The following is a 15,160-nucleotide window of genomic DNA, read 5'->3' as shown; positions in this document are numbered from 1 at the left end:
GCGCTACGGGCAGCCGGGCTACGGGCGGCGGGCCGAGGTCACGCGGTAGACGTCGTAGACGCCCTCCACGCCCCGTACCGCCTTGAGCACGTGCCCGAGGTGCTTCGGGTCGCCCATCTCGAAGGTGAAGCGCGAGGTGGCCACCCGGTCGCGGGAGGTCTGGACGGCGGCGGACAGGATGTTCACGTGCTGGTCGGACAGGACCCGCGTGACGTCCGAGAGGAGTCTGGACCGGTCGAGTGCCTCGACCTGGATGGCGACCAGGAAGACCGAGGACTGGGTCGGGGCCCACTCGACGTCGAGGATGCGCTCGGGCTGTTGCGAGAGCGAGTCGACGTTGACGCAGTCCGCGCGGTGCACCGATACGCCGCTGCCGCGCGTGACGAAGCCGATGATGGGGTCGCCGGGGACGGGCGTACAACAGCGGGCCAGTTTGACCCAGACGTCTTCGACGCCCTTGACGACCACGCCGGGGTCGGCGTTGGCGCGTCGCTTGGAGCGGCTGCGCGAGGGCGGTGTGCTCTCCGCGATGTCCTCATTGGCGGCCTCTTCGCCGCCGAGGGCCTGCACCAGTTTCTGTACGACGCCCTGCGCGGCCACATGGCCCTCGCCGATCGCCGCGTACAGGGACGAGATGTCGGGGTAGCGCATCTCGTGCGCCAGCGTGACGAGCGAGTCGCCGGTGAGGATGCGCTGGATCGGCAGGTTCTGCTTGCGCATGGCCCGCGCGATGGCGTCCTTGCCCTGTTCGATCGCCTCTTCGCGGCGCTCCTTGGAGAACCAGGCACGGATCTTGTTGCGTGCCCGGGGCGATTTGACGAAGCCGAGCCAGTCGCGCGAGGGGCCGGCGCCCTCGGCCTTGGAGGTGAAGACCTCGACCAGGTCGCCGTTGTCGAGGGTCGATTCGAGCGGTACCAGCCGCCCGTTGACCCGCGCTCCTATGGTCCGGTGGCCTACCTCCGTATGGACGGCGTAGGCGAAGTCGACGGGAGTGGCGCCCGCCGGCAGCGCTATGACGTCGCCCTTCGGCGTGAAGACGAAGACCTCGTTGCGCGAGAGGTCGAAGCGCAGCGACTCCAGGAACTCGCTGGGGTCCTCGGTCTCCTTCTGCCAGTCGAGGAGCTGGCGCAGCCACGCCATGTCGTTGACGGTGTCCTGGCCGGCGGTGCCCTTGCCCGCCTTGGGCACGTCCGTACGCACCTTGGAGGTGCCCGCGACGGTCTCCTGCTTGTACTTCCAGTGCGCGGCGATGCCGTACTCCGCGCGGCGGTGCATGTCGAAGGTGCGGATCTGCAGCTCGACGGGCTTGCCGTTGGGACCGATCACCGTCGTGTGCAGCGACTGGTACATGTTGAACTTGGGCATCGCGATGTAGTCCTTGAACCGGCCGGGGACCGGATTCCATCGCGCATGGACCGTGCCGAGCGCCGCGTAGCAGTCGCGGACGGTGTCGACGAGGACGCGGATGCCCACCAGGTCGTAGATCTCCGCGAAGTCCCGGCCGCGGACGATCATCTTCTGGTAGACGCTGTAGTAGTGCTTCGGCCGGCCGGTGACCGTGGCCTTGATACGGGCCGCGCGCAGATCGGACTGGACCTCGTCGGTCACTATGGCGAGGTACTCGTCGCGCTTGGGCGCCCGCTCGGCGACGAGCCGCACGATCTCGTCGTACATCTTGGGGTAGAGGATCGCGAAGGCGAGGTCCTCCAGCTCCCACTTGATGGTGTTCATGCCCAGCCGGTGGGCCAGGGGCGCATAGATCTCAAGCGTCTCGCGGGCCTTCTTCTCCTGCTTCTCCCGCTTGAGGTAGCGCATCGTGCGCATGTTGTGCAGCCGGTCGGCGAGCTTGATGACCAGGACGCGCGGGTCCTTGGCCATGGCGACGACCATCTTGCGTACGGTCTCGGCCTGCGCGGCCTCGCCGAACTTGACCTTGTCCAGCTTGGTGACGCCGTCGACGAGCAGGGCCACCTGGTCGCCGAAGTCGCGGCGCAGGGTGTCCAGGCCGTACTCGGTGTCCTCGACGGTGTCGTGGAGCAGCCCCGCCATCAGCGTCGCCGGGTCCATGCCGAGCTCGGCGAGGATGGTGGTGACGGCGAGCGGATGCGTGATGTACGGGTCGCCGCTCTTGCGCTTCTGGCCGCGGTGCCAGCGCTCGGCGACCTGGTAGGCGCGCTCGACCTGGCGCAGCGTGGACGTCTCGATCTTGGGGTCGTTGCTGCGCACTATCCGCAGCAGCGGCTCCAGGACGGGGTTGTACGGCGACGAGCGCTGGACGCCCAGGCGGGCCAGGCGGGCGCGCACGCGGTTCGACGAGCCGCCGGTGCGGGGGACGGCGGCGGGCGTGGGCCTCGGAGCCGCCGGCACGGGGGTGGGGACGGGGGCCGCACCATTCGTACGCTCGGGCGCCGCCGGCTTCGGCTTCTCGGCTGGCTTGTTCTCGGGCGTGACAGGGGCTGCCGCGGCCTTTTCGGCCTGCTGGTCGGGCTGCGCGGCGGCGGGCTGGGCCTCGTCTGGCAAGAGCGCTCCTCGTGCGGTTCCGGGTCCCCCGGTCAGGCCCGGAGAAGCCATGGTATCGACCTCGCGGTTCCGGTGCTCACGAGGCGGCAGCTCCGGACATGACAGGAGAGGGCACCCGAATCGCTTCGGGTGCCCTCTCGTCACTGCGCGCCGCCGTGCGAGGGCGGTGAGGAACGGACCGGCGGACCGGTCAGAGCGTGATCAGAGCCTCCAGCGGAGCCCCTCGCAAGGCGGGCTCCAGACGGGCACGGCCACCGAGGAAGCCGAGCTCCATCAGTACCGCGACGCCCGCGACATCGGCTCCGGCCCGCCGGATCAGCTCCAGCGAGGCCTCGGCGGTGCCACCGGTGGCGAGCACATCGTCGATGACCATGACGCGGTCGCCCGCCTGCAGGTCCTCGGCGTGCACCTCGATCTCGGCGGTGCCGTACTCCAGCTCGTACGCCTGCGAGAGCGTCGCTCCGGGGAGCTTGCCCGCCTTGCGTACGGGAATGAAGCCGAGCCCTGCCCGGACGGCGACCGGCGCGCCCAGGATGAAGCCGCGCGCCTCCAACCCGACGATCTTCGTGGCCTCGTGGCGCGCACACAGCTCGGCGAGCGCGTCGGTGAGGGCCGTGAAGGCCTTCGGGTCCGCGAGCAGGGGCGTGATGTCCTTGAACATCACCCCCGGCTTCGGATAGTCGGGGACGTCACGAATGCGGCTGAGCAGCAGCTCCGACGTACTGGCCGTCATCGGCGCTTGCCCGAAGGACGGCCCCGGCCGCGGTTGCCCCGCGGGCCCACGACGGCACCGGCCGTCGCGGCGTCACCCGGCGCCTCGTCCTGCGGCTCACCGGAATCCTCCGCCGACACGCCCTCGGCTGCTGCCTTCGCACGCTTGGCGAGCACCCGCTTCTTCAGGGCCTTCATCTGCGGCTCGCGCTCCTTGAGGTCGGCGACGAGCGGCGTGGCGATGAAGATCGAGGAGTACGCACCGGCGGCGAGGCCGACGAACAGCGACAGCGAAATGTCGTTGAGCATGCCCGCGCCGAGGACGCCGCCACCGATGAAGAGCAGACCGGCGACCGGCAGCAGCGCGACAACGGTGGTGTTGATGGAACGCACCAGCGTGCCGTTGAGGCTGCGGTTGGCGATCTCGCTGTACGTGTAGCGGGTCTGCTTGGTGATGTCCTTCGAGCCCTCCTTGAGACCGTCGAAGACGACGACGGTGTCGTAGAGGGAGTAACCGAGGATGGTCAGCAGACCGATCACGGTGCCCGGTGTGACCTCGAAGCCCACGAGTGCGTACACACCGATGGTGATCGTGAGGTCGTGAATCAGTGCGATCAGGGCGGCGATGGCCATGCGCCACTCGAAGGCGATCGCGAGATAGATCACCACCAGGAGCATGAAGACCGCGAGACCGGTCCACGCCTTGTTGGCGATCTGCTCACCCCAGCTGGGGCCGACGATCTCGGCGTTCTCCATGGGGACCTTCAGGTCCTCGGAGAGGGTCTTGCTGACCTTGTTCGCCTGAGTCTGGTTGAGCTCACTGACCTGGATCCGCAGGCCGCCGTTGCCGAGCTTCTGGACGATGGCGGGGTGGCCGGAGGCCTCTTCCGCGTACGACTGGGCCTGGCTGACCGAGACGCTCGTCTTCGGGGTGGTGAAGACGGCACCGCCCTTGAACTCGATACCCAGGTTGAGACCCTGCACCGCCAGGCCGAGGATGGCCGTGATGGTGATCAGGATCGAAACGCCGTACCAGATCTTCCGCTTGGCGACGAAGTCATAGCCGACCTCGCCGCGATAGAGCCGGGCGCCGAGAGTGCCGAGTCGCGACATCTCACGCCTCCTTCGGGTCGGTGGGGGCGGAGGCGCGACGCGAGCGGCGCAGCGGAGGCTTGGCACCGAGCCGCTTCGGGTCGAGGCCCGACCACGGGTGGCCGTCCGCGAAGAACTTCTTGCGGGCGAGCAGCGTCATGACGGGCTTGGTGAACAGGAACACCACGACCACGTCGAGCACGGTGGTCAGACCGAGGGTGAACGCGAAGCCCTGGACCTTGCCGACTGTGACGAGGAACAGCACCGCGGCGGCGAGGAACGACACGAAGTCGGAGACCAGGATGGTGCGCCGGGCACGCGGCCAGGCACGCTCGACGGCCGGCCGCAGCGTACGGCCCTCGCGGATCTCGTCCCGGATACGTTCGAAGTACACGATGAACGAGTCCGCGGTGATACCGATCGCAACGATCGCACCACACACCGCGGGCAGGTTCAGGGCGAAGCCGATGCCGGGGCCGAGCAGGGTCATGATCGTGTACGTCAGGATCGCGGAGACGATGAGGCTGAGGATCGCGATCAGGGCCAGGCCGCGGTAGTACGCCACCAGGTAGATGATCACCAGCGCGAGACCGATCGCACCGGCGATCAGACCCGCCTTGAGCTGCTCCCCGCCGAGGGCGGCGCTGACGGTCTGGACGCTCTGCTCCTCGAAGGAGAGCGGGAGCGCGCCGTACGACAGGATGTTGCCCAGATCCTGCGCGGACTGCTGGTCGAAGCTGCCGGAGATCTCGGCGTTGGCGCTCAGCGTCGTCCGCACCGAGGGGGCGGAAACGACCTCACCGTCGAGAACGATGGCGAACTGGTTCATCGGCGGCTGCTGCTGCGACAGCCGGCCGGTGATCTTCTGGAACTTCTTGGAGCCCTTGTCGGTGAACTCCATGGTGACGATCCACTGAGCACGCTGCTGATCCAGCACACCCTTGGCGTCGCTGACGTCCTTGCCGTCCACCTCGGCCGGGCCGAGAACGTACTTCTCCCACTCGCCGGCGGAGTTCTTGCCACAGGCGACCGTCGGGTCGGTGGGCTTGACGTTGTCACCGGCGGCGGCGCGGGCCGTCTTGTTGGTGCAGTCGAGCGCCAGGAACTGCTTCTGCAGCTTGTCGGCGCCCGCGGTGTCCCCGGGCGGGGTCGGCTTCGGCGTCGAGGAGGGCTTGCCCGAGCCGGAGGGGGTCGGGGTCGGCTTCGGCGCCTTGAGGGCGTCGGTCACCGCGCGGCCCTGCGTGGTCGGCGTGGCCGAGGGGGTGCCGGACGACGACGGGCTGGCCGTCTGCTTGCCGTCCTTCGCCTTGTCCTTGGCCTTGCCTGACGCCGAGGCGCTCGGGGTGGGCTGCGGGGTGGTGGGGCCGCCTGCTGCGACGGTCAGCACGGGCCGGAAGTAGAGCTGGGCGGTGGTGCCGACCTGCTCACGGGCCTGCTGAGAGTTCGTCCCCTTGGGGATGTTGACGATGATGTTCTCTCGGCCCTGAGTCTGAACCTCGGACTCGGAGACACCCAGACCATTGACACGGCGCTCGATGATGCCGACCGCGGTGTTCATGTTGGTCTCGTTGACGGCGTCCTTCTTGCCAGGTTCGCTCTTGGCCTTGAGCGTGATGGTCGTACCGCCCGCCAGGTCGATACCCAGACGCGGCGTGAGCTGACCCGCCCAGAACATGCCGCCCGTGAGCGCGACCATGGCGATCAGGATCAGAGCCAGGGCGCGCCCCGGCTTGCCCTGAGCCCCCGTGGGCCTTCGGCCCCTATTCGGTGCTGCCACCTTCTCGTTTCTCCCTGTCCAACCGTCCCGCGCCGGGTGTGCGCCGAGGCGGCCACGAAGTGTTGTGGGGACCTGCCCCCGCAGAATTCAACACGACCGGGGGACCGCCGGGCACCGGTAGGCGCCTGTGCGGTCCCCGATCATGGCTACTTCGCGTCGGTCTCGCCGTCGGCCTTGCCGTCCTTGGCCTCGGCGTCCTTGGGCTCAGCGTCTGCGGCGTCAGCCTCGTCGGCCTCTGCGTCGTCAGCCTTGACGTCGTCAGCCTTGACGTCGTCAGCCTTGACGTCGTCAGCCTCGGGCTTCTTGCCGAGGTCGATCTTGGCGTCGTCCGAGGAGTCGGAGTCGGTGGCCTCGGTCAGCGAGGAAGCGTCGTCCGGCACGATGGTGCCGTCGGCCTTGAGGTCGCCGTCGCCGTGCACGATGCGGTTGTACTCGTCGTCGTCGAGCACCGCACCGATGGAGTTCTTGGCGTAGACGGCGTGGACGCCGGGGGCCACCTCGAGGAGGACGCTGTCGTCGTGAATCTCCTTGACGGTGGCGTACATGCCCCCGATCGTCCGGACGCCCGTGCCGGGCTGCATCTGATTGCGCATCTGCGCAGCCGCCTGCTGCTTCTTCTTGGCGGACCGGGTCATCAGGAACATGGCCCCGATGAGCACGATGAAGGGGAGGAGGGTCACGAGACTCACGGGACGGAACTTCCTTCGCACGACCGCGCTGGTGAGGCGGCCTTATCTACGGGGGTGGGCAGCCGACCTTGAAGGGCGGCATCGGCGGAGTCTAAGCGAGTCCGCATCGATGGAACAACGCCCAGCATCCCACCGTGGTTCCTGGCCCGGCGAGTATCCGCGCCGTCACGTCCCGAACAGCCCCTGTTGTCCGCTTGCGCCGGGGGCCTGCTGCGGTGGTACGAGCCCAAGGTGTGCCCAGGCGGCAGGGGTGGCGACCCGGCCGCGCGGGGTCCGGGCCAGCAGTCCCTCCCGTACGAGGAAGGGCTCAGCCACCTCCTCCACCGTCTCGCGCTCCTCCCCCACGGCCACCGCGAGCGTCGAGAGGCCCACCGGGCCGCCGCCGAAGAGCTTCAGCAGCGCCTGGAGCACAGCACGGTCGAGGCGGTCGAGTCCGCGGGCGTCGACCTCGTACACCTTCAGGGCCGCGGCGGCCACCTCGCGGGTGATCAGGCCGTCCACCTTGACCTGGGCGTAGTCACGGACGCGGCGCAGGAGCCGGTTGGCGATACGGGGTGTGCCGCGGGAGCGGCCGGCGATCTCGGCGGCGCCGTCGGCCTCTATGTCGACGTCCAGAAGCTGGGCAGAGCGGTGGATGACGCGCTCCAGCTCCGCGGGCTCGTAGAACTCCATGTGCGCGGTGAAGCCGAAGCGGTCGCGCAGTGGCGGCGGCAGCAGCCCGGCCCGGGTGGTGGCCCCGACCAGGGTGAACGGAGGCAGCTCCAGCGGAATGGCGGTGGCTCCCGGGCCCTTGCCGACGATCACGTCGACGCGGAAGTCCTCCATGGCCATGTAGAGCATTTCCTCGGCGGGCCGGGACATCCGGTGGATCTCGTCGAGGAAGAGGACCTCGCCCTCGTGGAGCGAGGAGAGGATCGCGGCCAGATCGCCGGCGTGCTGGATGGCGGGGCCGGAGGTGATCCGGATCGGGGCGTTCATCTCCGCCGCGATGATCATGGAGAGCGTGGTCTTGCCGAGGCCGGGGGCGCCGGAGAGCAGGACATGGTCGGCGGTGGCGCCGCGGGCGAGGGCCGCCTTCAGAACGAGGTCCAGCTGCTCCCTGACCCGTTCCTGGCCGACGAACTCGTCCAGAGACTTCGGCCGCAGTGCCGCCTCGACGGCCTGGTCCTCGCCGTCGGCGGACGCGCCGACGAGCCGCTCGGCGGCAATGTCGTCGGTCGTCGGTGCGGTGTCGTCCCAGTTCACAGTGGATTGCCTCGCGGGGTCGGCTGGTTGGGTCAGCGGGTGCGGTTCAGGGTCTGCAGGGCGGCCTTGAGGAGCGGGCCGACCTGCGGTGCGCCCTCGGCGGCTTCAGCCTGCGGGGCGACGGCGGCGACCGCCTCGTCCGCCTCGCGGGTGGCATAGCCGAGGCCGATCAGCGCGGCGTGCAGCTGGTCGCGCCAGGACGCCGAGACGGCGGTGCCGATGCCCTGCCTGCCGATGTGCGCCCCGACCGGCTCCCCGAGCCGGTCCTTCAGTTCGAGGAGCAGCTTCTGCGCGCCCTTCTTGCCGATGCCCGGTACCGCGGTCAGCGCCTTCTCGTCACCGGTGGCGACGGCGACCCGCAGGGCGTCCGGGGTGTGCGCGGCGAGCATCGCCTGGGCGAGGCGCGGTCCGACGCCGCTCGCGGTCTGCAGCAGCTCGAAGGTCTGGCGCTCGTCGTCGTCCGCGAAGCCGTACAGCGTGAGCGAGTCCTCCCGTACGACAAGGGAGGTGGCGAGCTTGGCCTCCTTGCCGATACGGAGCTCGGACAGCGTGTTCGGAGTGCACTGGAGGGCCATGCCGACCCCGCCGACCTCGATGACCGCGGTGGTGGGGGCAAGGGCGGCGACCGGGCCGCTCACAAAGGCGATCATGCGGTACGGCCTTTCGATGCGTGCAGCGCGACGGCTTGCTGGAGGCGATTGTGCGCGGGCGCCCGCCAGATGTGACAGATGGCGAGGGCGAGAGCGTCAGCGGCGTCGGCGGGCTTGGGCGGCGCGTCGAGCCGCAGCAGCCGGGTCACCATCGCCCCGACCTGTGCTTTGTCGGCCCGGCCGCTGCCGGTGACGGCGGCCTTGACCTCGCTGGGGGTGTGCAGGGCGACGGGGATGCCGCGGCGGGACGCGCAGAGCATGGCGATCGCGCTGGCCTGCGCGGTGCCCATGACCGTACGCACATTGTGCTGGCTGAACACCCGCTCCACCGCGACGAATTCGGGCCGGTGCTCATCCAGCCACTGCTCGATGCCCTGCTCGATGGCGACGAGCCTGAGGCCCAACTCCGCGTCCGCCGGGGTCCGTACGACACCGACGCCGAGCATCGTCAGGGGACGGCCCGCGACGCCCTCGACCACGCCGACGCCGCACCGCGTCAGCCCCGGGTCCACGCCCAGTACCCGCACCCCGCCCCCTCCTTCGATCGCCTGTTTGTGCAGGCTATCCGGTGCCACTGACAAAGCGACGGGCCGACGGGGTGTGTCCCGTCGGCCCGTCGTATGACTGCCTGTCAGGCGTCGACCTTCTCCATGACCTCGTCCGAGACATCGAAGTTGGCGAAGACGTTCTGGACATCGTCGCTGTCCTCGAGCGCGTCGATCAGCTTGAAGATCTTGCGTGCGCCCTCCTCGTCCAGCTCGACCTGCATGGTCGGGACGAAGTTGGCCTCGGCCGAGTCGTAGTCGATACCGGCCTCCTGGAGCGCGGTGCGCACCGCGACCAGGTCGGTGGCCTCGCTCAGGACCTCGAAGGACTCACCGAGGTCGTTGACCTCTTCGGCGCCCGCGTCGAGCACGGCACCGAGCACGTCGTCCTCGGACAGCTCGCCCTTGGGGACGATCACGACGCCCTTGCGGTTGAAGAGGTACGAGACCGAGCCCGGGTCGGCCATCGAGCCGCCGTTGCGGGTCATCGCGACGCGCACGTCGGAGGCCGCGCGGTTGCGGTTGTCGGTGAGGCACTCGATGAGCACCGCGACACCGTTGGGGCCGTAACCCTCGTACATGATCGTCTCGTAGTCGGCGCCACCGGCCTCGAGACCGGCTCCGCGCTTGACCGCGGAGTCGATGTTCTTGTTCGGGACCGAGCTCTTCTTGGCCTTCTGGATGGCGTCGAAGAGGGTCGGGTTGCCGGACACGTCGGCGCCGCCGGTGCGGGCAGCGACCTCGATGTTCTTGATCATCTTCGCGAAGAGCTTGCCGCGCTTGGCGTCGATCACGGCCTTCTTGTGCTTCGTCGTAGCCCATTTAGAGTGGCCGGACATCTGCCTGTCTCCTTCGCGTAACCCATTCCTGCTGCGTTCGGCAGAGATCCTACCGGGATCGCGTCACCGAGCCGCGCGCACCATGTCCACAAACAGACCGTGAACCCGGTGATCGCCGGTGAGTTCCGGGTGGAACGAAGTGGCCAGGACATTGCCCTGTCGCACCGCGACGATGTGGCCGCCGTGCTCGGCGAGCACCTCGACCTCGGCGCCGACCGATTCCACCCAGGGGGCGCGGATGAAGACACCGTCGACCGGTCCGCCGTCCACTCCGGCGACCTCGACGGACGCCTCGAAGGACTCGTTCTGCCGGCCGAAGGCATTGCGGCGGACGATCATGTCGATGCCGCCGAGCGTCTCCTGGCCCGAGCGCGGGTCGAGGATCTTGTCGGCGACCATGATCAGGCCCGCACAGGTGCCGTAGACGGGCATGCCCGCCGCGATCCGCTCGCGCAGCGGCTCCATCATGCCGAAGAGCACCGCGAGCTTGGACATGGTGGTGGACTCGCCGCCGGGGATGACGAGGCCGTCGACCTCGGCGAGCTCCTCGGGGCGCCTCACCGGCCTGGCCACGGCGTCAGCCGCGGCCAGGGCGATCAGGTGCTCCCGTACGTCGCCCTGCAGAGCGAGAACTCCGATCACAGGGGAGCCGGGAGTGGTCATTACCAGCCTCGGTTCGCGTAGCGCTCGGTCTCGGGCAGGGTGTCGCAGTTGATGCCGACCATGGCCTCACCGAGGTTGCGGGAGGCGTCCGCGATGATCTTGGGGTCGTCGTAGAAGGTGGTGGCCTTCACGATGGCCGCGGCGCGCTTGGCGGGGTCGCCCGACTTGAAGATGCCGGAGCCGACGAAGACGCCCTCGGCGCCGAGCTGGCGCATCAGCGCGGCGTCGGCGGGGGTGGCGACGCCACCGGCGGAGAACAGCACGACCGGGAGCTTGCCGAGCTCGGAGACTTCCTTGACCAGCTCGTACGGGGCGCGCAGCTCCTTGGCGGCGGCGTACAGCTCGTTGTTGTCGAAGCCGCGCAGCTTGGCGATCTCGTTCTTGATCTGGCGCAGGTGGCGGACGGCCTCGACGACGTTGCCGGTGCCGGCCTCGCCCTTGGAGCGGATCATGGCCGCGCCCTCGGCGATACGGCGCAGGGCCTCACCCAGGTTGGTGGCGCCACAGACGAAGGGGGTGGTGAAGGCCCACTTGTCGGAGTGGTTGACCTCGTCGGCCGGGGTCAGCACCTCGGACTCGTCGATGTAGTCGACACCGAGGGACTGCAGCACCTGGGCCTCGACGAAGTGGCCGATCCGCGACTTGGCCATGACGGGGATGGAGACGGCCTCGATGATCTCTTCGATCATGTTGGGGTCGGACATCCGGGCCACGCCGCCGTCCTTGCGGATGTCGGCGGGGACCCGCTCCAGAGCCATGACCGCAACGGCGCCCGCGTCCTCGGCTATCTTCGCCTGCTCGGCGTTGACCACATCCATGATCACACCGCCCTTGAGCTGCTCGGCCATGCCGCGCTTGACGCGCGCGGTGCCGGTCTCGGGGGCCTGCGGGGTGGTGGGAAGCGTGCTGGACACGGATGGACCTCACTCGGTGACGACGTTGTTGTGCCTCACCGATGGAACATGCACGGACCAGTCCACTGCAAGGGCCAATGAACAGCCGGTGGATCGTTTTCGAAGGTCAGGTGCCGCGTCGGGTGGCGCGTCAGGTGCCGGGGCGGTCGGCCAGCGCGACCGGCGGCTCGTCATCCATCTCGAAGGCCAGCGGGAACGGTGCATGGCCGGCCAGCCGGAACCAGCGGACCTTGCGGTGGCGGCGCAGGGCGCGGGCCGCACGTACCGCGTCGTTGTGGAAGCGGCGCGCCATCGGGACGCGGCGTACGGCCTGCGCGAGCTCGCCCGCGGCATCCTCGCCGCCCGGGACCTGGCGTACGGCCTCGACCTGCGCCGCCTCGCCGAACACGGCCCGCAGCGCGGTGCTGAGTTCGCTCTCGGCGACCTCGCGCTGCTCCTCCTCCGCCTGGCGTGCGGCGTGCGCGGCCTCGTACAGCACGATCGACGCGGCCGGATCGAGCACGCCGGATGTGGCGAGCTCCTGGGTGACCGAGGCGCGGCGCAGAAGCTGTGCGTCGAGGGCGGCGCGGGCGGCGTCGATACGGGAGTGCAGCCGGTCGAGTCGGCCGGCGGTCCAGCTCAGATACAGGCCGATCGCGACGAGGGCGACGGCGATCCAGATGAGGGTTACGGTCACGGGCGGCAAGGCTACCGGTGGCCCGAACCGGGACTCCGCCCCGGACCCCGCGCCTCAATCGCCGGAGGGCCGGCCACCGCCCCGGTCGCGTCGAAAATCAGTCCCGCGCCAGCCCGAACCGCGCCCTGAACCCCGACCTCTCGTCCGCCGCCACCGACGCCGCGCCGTCCGTCACCGTCTCGTAGACCGCCAGGATGTCCGCCGCGACCGTCGACCAGTCGAAGCGGCGTACGTGCGCGCTGCCCCGCGCCCGCAGCTCCGCCCGTCGCTCCGGGTCGCCCAGGAGCCGTACCGCCGCCGAGGCCAGCGCGTCCGCGTCCTCGTTCGCGAAGAGTTCGCCCGCCGCGCCCTGGTCCAGGACCTGCGTGAACGCGTCCAGGTCCGACGCCAGCACCGGCGCTCCCGCCGACATCGCCTCGACGAGGATGATGCCGAAGCTCTCCCCGCCGGTGTTGGGCGCGACGTACACATCGACGCTCCGCAGCAGCCGCGCCTTGTCCTCGTCGCTGACCATGCCGAGGAACTCCACCCGCTGCCGCATCTCGACGGGCAGCGAGGCGACGGCCTCTTCCTCGTCGCCGCGGCCCGCCACCAGCAGCCGTGTCCCGGGGCGCTCCGCGAGGATCTTGGGCAGTGCCTTCATCAGCACCGGCAGGCCCTTGCGGGGCTCGTCGATGCGCCCTATGAAGCCGATCGTGTCGCCCTGCCACTCCGCCTTCGGCTCGGCCTTGTCGAAGAAGCCGACGTCGACGCCGTTCGGGATGACGACCGCGTCGCCGCCCAGATGCTCGACCAGGGTCCGGCGGGCATACTCGCTGACCGCGATCCGGGCGCTGATCTTCTCGAGCGCGGGCTGGAGGATCGGATACGCCGCGATCATGGCGCGCGAGCGCGGGTTCGAGGTGTGGAAGGTGGCCACGATCGGGCCCTGCGCCGCCCAGCAGCTGAGCAGGCCCAGCGACGGTGAGGTCGGCTCATGGATGTGGATCACGTCGAAGGTGCCGTCGTGCAGCCAGCGCCGCACCCGCGCGGCCGACAGGAAGCCGAAGTTCAGCCGGGCCACCGAGCCGTTGTACGGAACGGGAACCGCCCGCCCCGCCGAGACCACGTACGGCGGCAGCGGCGTCTCGTCGTCCGCCGGGGCCAGCACCGACACCTCGTGGCCGAGCCTGATCAGGTGCTCCGCCAGGTCCCTGATATGGAATTGGACGCCGCCCGGCACATCCCAGGAGTACGGGCAAACGATGCCGATCTTCACAGCGGCCTCTCCTCAAGGTCCGCGAGCCACAGCCGCTGCAGCATGTGCCAGTCCTCCGGGTGCTCGGTGATTCCCGTGGCGTAGGCATCGGCCAGCGCCTGTGTCATGGAGGACGTCTTCTCGGCCTTGGTGCCTGTCTCGGGCACCTCGACGGGCGGGTGGATCCGGCCCCGCATGAGCGGCGCTTCGTCGTACCACAGCGTCACCGGCAGCAGCAGCGCACCGGTCTGCTGCGCCAGCATCGACGGTCCGGCGGGCATCCTGGCTGTCTCGCCGAAGTACTTCACCTCGACGCCCGATGCCGACAGATCACGGTCGGCGACCAGACAGACCAGGCCGCCGGAGCGCAGCCGCCGGGCGAGTGTGCCGAAGGCGGAGCCGCCGGTGTGCGGCAAGACCTCCATGCCGAGGCTCTCGCGGTAGGCGACGAACCGGTCGTACAGCGTCTCGGGCTTGAGCCGCTCGGCGACCGTGGTGAAAGGGACACCCAGAGTCCGGGTGACCCACACGCCCGCAAGGTCCCAGTTCGCCAGGTGCGGCAGCGCGAGTATCACTCCGCGCCCGGAGGCGAGGCCGTCCGTCAGATGGTGCGAGTCCTTGATCTGCACGTTGTCGGTGACGCGCTCGGCGCTCCAGGTGGGCAGCCGGAAGGACTCCATCCAGTACCGCATGTACGAGCGCATGCCGGCCTTCGAGAGCTCGGCCAGGCGCTCGGGGCCCGCGTCGGGCACCACCCGGGCGAGGTTGGACTCCAGCCGCAGCACGCTCTTGCCGCGCCGCTTCCACGCGATGTCCGCGATGGTGCGGCCGAGCGCGGCGGCCGCCGGCTCGGGCAGCTTCTTGACCGTGCTCCAGCCCAGGCCGTACAGCCCGTCGGTCAGCCGCTCCCGCATCACGTCGCCTCAGCCTCGTTCCCCTGCGCCGCGGCGTCGGCCTCCGCGGACTCCCGTCGTACCGTCACAACCCGCTGCCCGAGTGTCACCAGGCTGCCGACGGCGACGATCCACAGCGCGATCGGCAGCAGGATGTCGATCCCAGGCACCCCGAAGTTGTGCAGACCGGCGAGCCCGGCGGCGACCAGCGAGATCACCAGCCGCTCCGCCCGCTCGATCAGTCCGTTGACGGCGACCGGCAGGCCGATCGATTCACCCCGTGCCTTGGTGTACGAGACGACCTGGCCGCTCGCCAGACAGAAGATGGCGACGGCACACATCACATTGTCGTCCCCCGTGCCCGCGTACCAGAGCGCGAAGCCTGCGAAGATCGCGCCGTCGGCGACCCGGTCGAGCGTCGAGTCGAGGAAGGCCCCCCAGCGGCTCGAAACCCCCGCCTGCCGGGCCATATTGCCGTCGACGAGGTCGGAGAAGACGAACAGCGTGATGACGATCGTGCCCCAGAAGAACTCTCCCCGGGGGAAGAAGACCAGCGCACCCGCCATCACTCCGGCCGTGCCGATGAGGGTGACCGCGTCGGGGCTCACCCCTCGACGGAGCAGAAACGCGGCGAACGGTGTGAGGACACGCGTGAAGAATGCACGCGCGTACTTGTTCAGCATGGCCTTCCCGAGGGTCGGTGGGCCGA

At 69.4% G+C, this 15,160-nt stretch carries 15 protein-coding genes; all 15 read right to left on the bottom strand.

The genetic code is table 11. The annotated features are described in order from the left end of the window. Positions 1 to 18 precede the first annotated feature (18 nt). The 15 genes from ABZS64_RS30125 to pgsA all read right to left on the bottom strand — a co-directional run bounded on the left by ABZS64_RS30125 (position 19) and on the right by pgsA (position 15,134). Positions 19 to 2,520, bottom strand: a complete 2,502-nt coding sequence (locus ABZS64_RS30125; RefSeq protein WP_355836505.1) for a bifunctional (p)ppGpp synthetase/guanosine-3',5'-bis(diphosphate) 3'-pyrophosphohydrolase — start codon at positions 2,518 to 2,520, stop codon at positions 19 to 21. Between the two features lie 190 nt (positions 2,521 to 2,710). After that, a complete protein-coding gene (locus tag ABZS64_RS30120; protein WP_355836503.1) occupies positions 2,711 to 3,253 on the bottom strand; it encodes an adenine phosphoribosyltransferase in 543 nt (180 codons plus the stop codon). Next, positions 3,250 to 4,344 (bottom strand): protein translocase subunit SecF, encoded by a 1,095-nt coding sequence (secF, locus tag ABZS64_RS30115; RefSeq protein WP_355836500.1) that lies wholly within the window; start codon positions 4,342 to 4,344, stop codon positions 3,250 to 3,252. The genes ABZS64_RS30120 and secF overlap by 4 nt, the downstream gene beginning before the upstream one ends. A 1-nt stretch (position 4,345) precedes the next feature. Further along, complete coding sequence (gene secD, locus ABZS64_RS30110) at positions 4,346 to 6,100, bottom strand: protein translocase subunit SecD (RefSeq protein ID WP_355836497.1); 1,755 nt, start codon at positions 6,098 to 6,100, stop codon at positions 4,346 to 4,348. Positions 6,101 to 6,246: 146 nt separating this feature from the next. After that, positions 6,247 to 6,789, bottom strand: coding sequence for a preprotein translocase subunit YajC (gene yajC / locus ABZS64_RS30105; RefSeq protein WP_355836494.1), 543 nt, complete (start codon positions 6,787 to 6,789; stop codon positions 6,247 to 6,249). Positions 6,790 to 6,954: 165 nt separating this feature from the next. Further along, the gene (ruvB, locus tag ABZS64_RS30100; RefSeq protein ID WP_355836491.1) at positions 6,955 to 8,034 is read right to left on the bottom strand and encodes a Holliday junction branch migration DNA helicase RuvB; all 1,080 of its coding nucleotides are present in this window, start codon (positions 8,032 to 8,034) and stop codon (positions 6,955 to 6,957) included. Positions 8,035 to 8,066: 32 nt separating this feature from the next. Further along, the gene (gene ruvA / locus ABZS64_RS30095; protein WP_355836488.1) at positions 8,067 to 8,684 is read right to left on the bottom strand and encodes a Holliday junction branch migration protein RuvA; all 618 of its coding nucleotides are present in this window, start codon (positions 8,682 to 8,684) and stop codon (positions 8,067 to 8,069) included. Further along, entirely contained in the window at positions 8,681 to 9,211 is a 531-nt protein-coding gene (ruvC, locus tag ABZS64_RS30090; RefSeq protein WP_355836485.1) for a crossover junction endodeoxyribonuclease RuvC, read from the bottom strand. Before ruvC ends, ruvA begins: the two co-directional genes overlap by 4 nt. 104 nt (positions 9,212 to 9,315) lie before the next feature. Continuing rightward, entirely contained in the window at positions 9,316 to 10,068 is a 753-nt protein-coding gene (locus ABZS64_RS30085; protein WP_355836482.1) for a YebC/PmpR family DNA-binding transcriptional regulator, read from the bottom strand. Positions 10,069 to 10,131: 63 nt separating this feature from the next. Further along, entirely contained in the window at positions 10,132 to 10,731 is a 600-nt protein-coding gene (gene pdxT, locus ABZS64_RS30080) for a pyridoxal 5'-phosphate synthase glutaminase subunit PdxT (protein ID WP_355836480.1), read from the bottom strand. Then, on the bottom strand, positions 10,731 to 11,645 hold the full coding sequence (pdxS, locus tag ABZS64_RS30075) for a pyridoxal 5'-phosphate synthase lyase subunit PdxS (protein ID WP_355836477.1): 915 nt from the start codon (positions 11,643 to 11,645) through the stop codon (positions 10,731 to 10,733). The genes pdxT and pdxS overlap by 1 nt, the downstream gene beginning before the upstream one ends. A 130-nt stretch (positions 11,646 to 11,775) precedes the next feature. After that, positions 11,776 to 12,321 carry a hypothetical protein gene (locus ABZS64_RS30070; protein ID WP_355836474.1) on the bottom strand — a complete coding sequence of 182 codons (546 nt, stop codon included), beginning with the start codon at positions 12,319 to 12,321 and terminating at the stop codon, positions 11,776 to 11,778. A 97-nt stretch (positions 12,322 to 12,418) separates the two neighbouring features. Then, entirely contained in the window at positions 12,419 to 13,579 is a 1,161-nt protein-coding gene (locus ABZS64_RS30065) for a glycosyltransferase family 4 protein (RefSeq protein ID WP_355836471.1), read from the bottom strand. Further along, positions 13,576 to 14,472, bottom strand: coding sequence for a phosphatidylinositol mannoside acyltransferase (locus ABZS64_RS30060; protein ID WP_355836468.1), 897 nt, complete (start codon positions 14,470 to 14,472; stop codon positions 13,576 to 13,578). Before ABZS64_RS30060 ends, ABZS64_RS30065 begins: the two co-directional genes overlap by 4 nt. Next, the gene (gene pgsA / locus ABZS64_RS30055) at positions 14,472 to 15,134 is read right to left on the bottom strand and encodes a phosphatidylinositol phosphate synthase (protein ID WP_355836575.1); all 663 of its coding nucleotides are present in this window, start codon (positions 15,132 to 15,134) and stop codon (positions 14,472 to 14,474) included. The genes ABZS64_RS30060 and pgsA overlap by 1 nt, the downstream gene beginning before the upstream one ends. Positions 15,135 to 15,160: the final 26 nt, after the last annotated feature.

This window comes from Streptomyces sp. NPDC005408 (assembly GCF_040606445.1).
GTDB lineage: Bacteria > Actinomycetota > Actinomycetes > Streptomycetales > Streptomycetaceae > Streptomyces.
The sequence above is the reverse complement of the archived record's forward strand: the minus strand, read 5'-3'. Positions and strand labels throughout refer to the sequence as shown.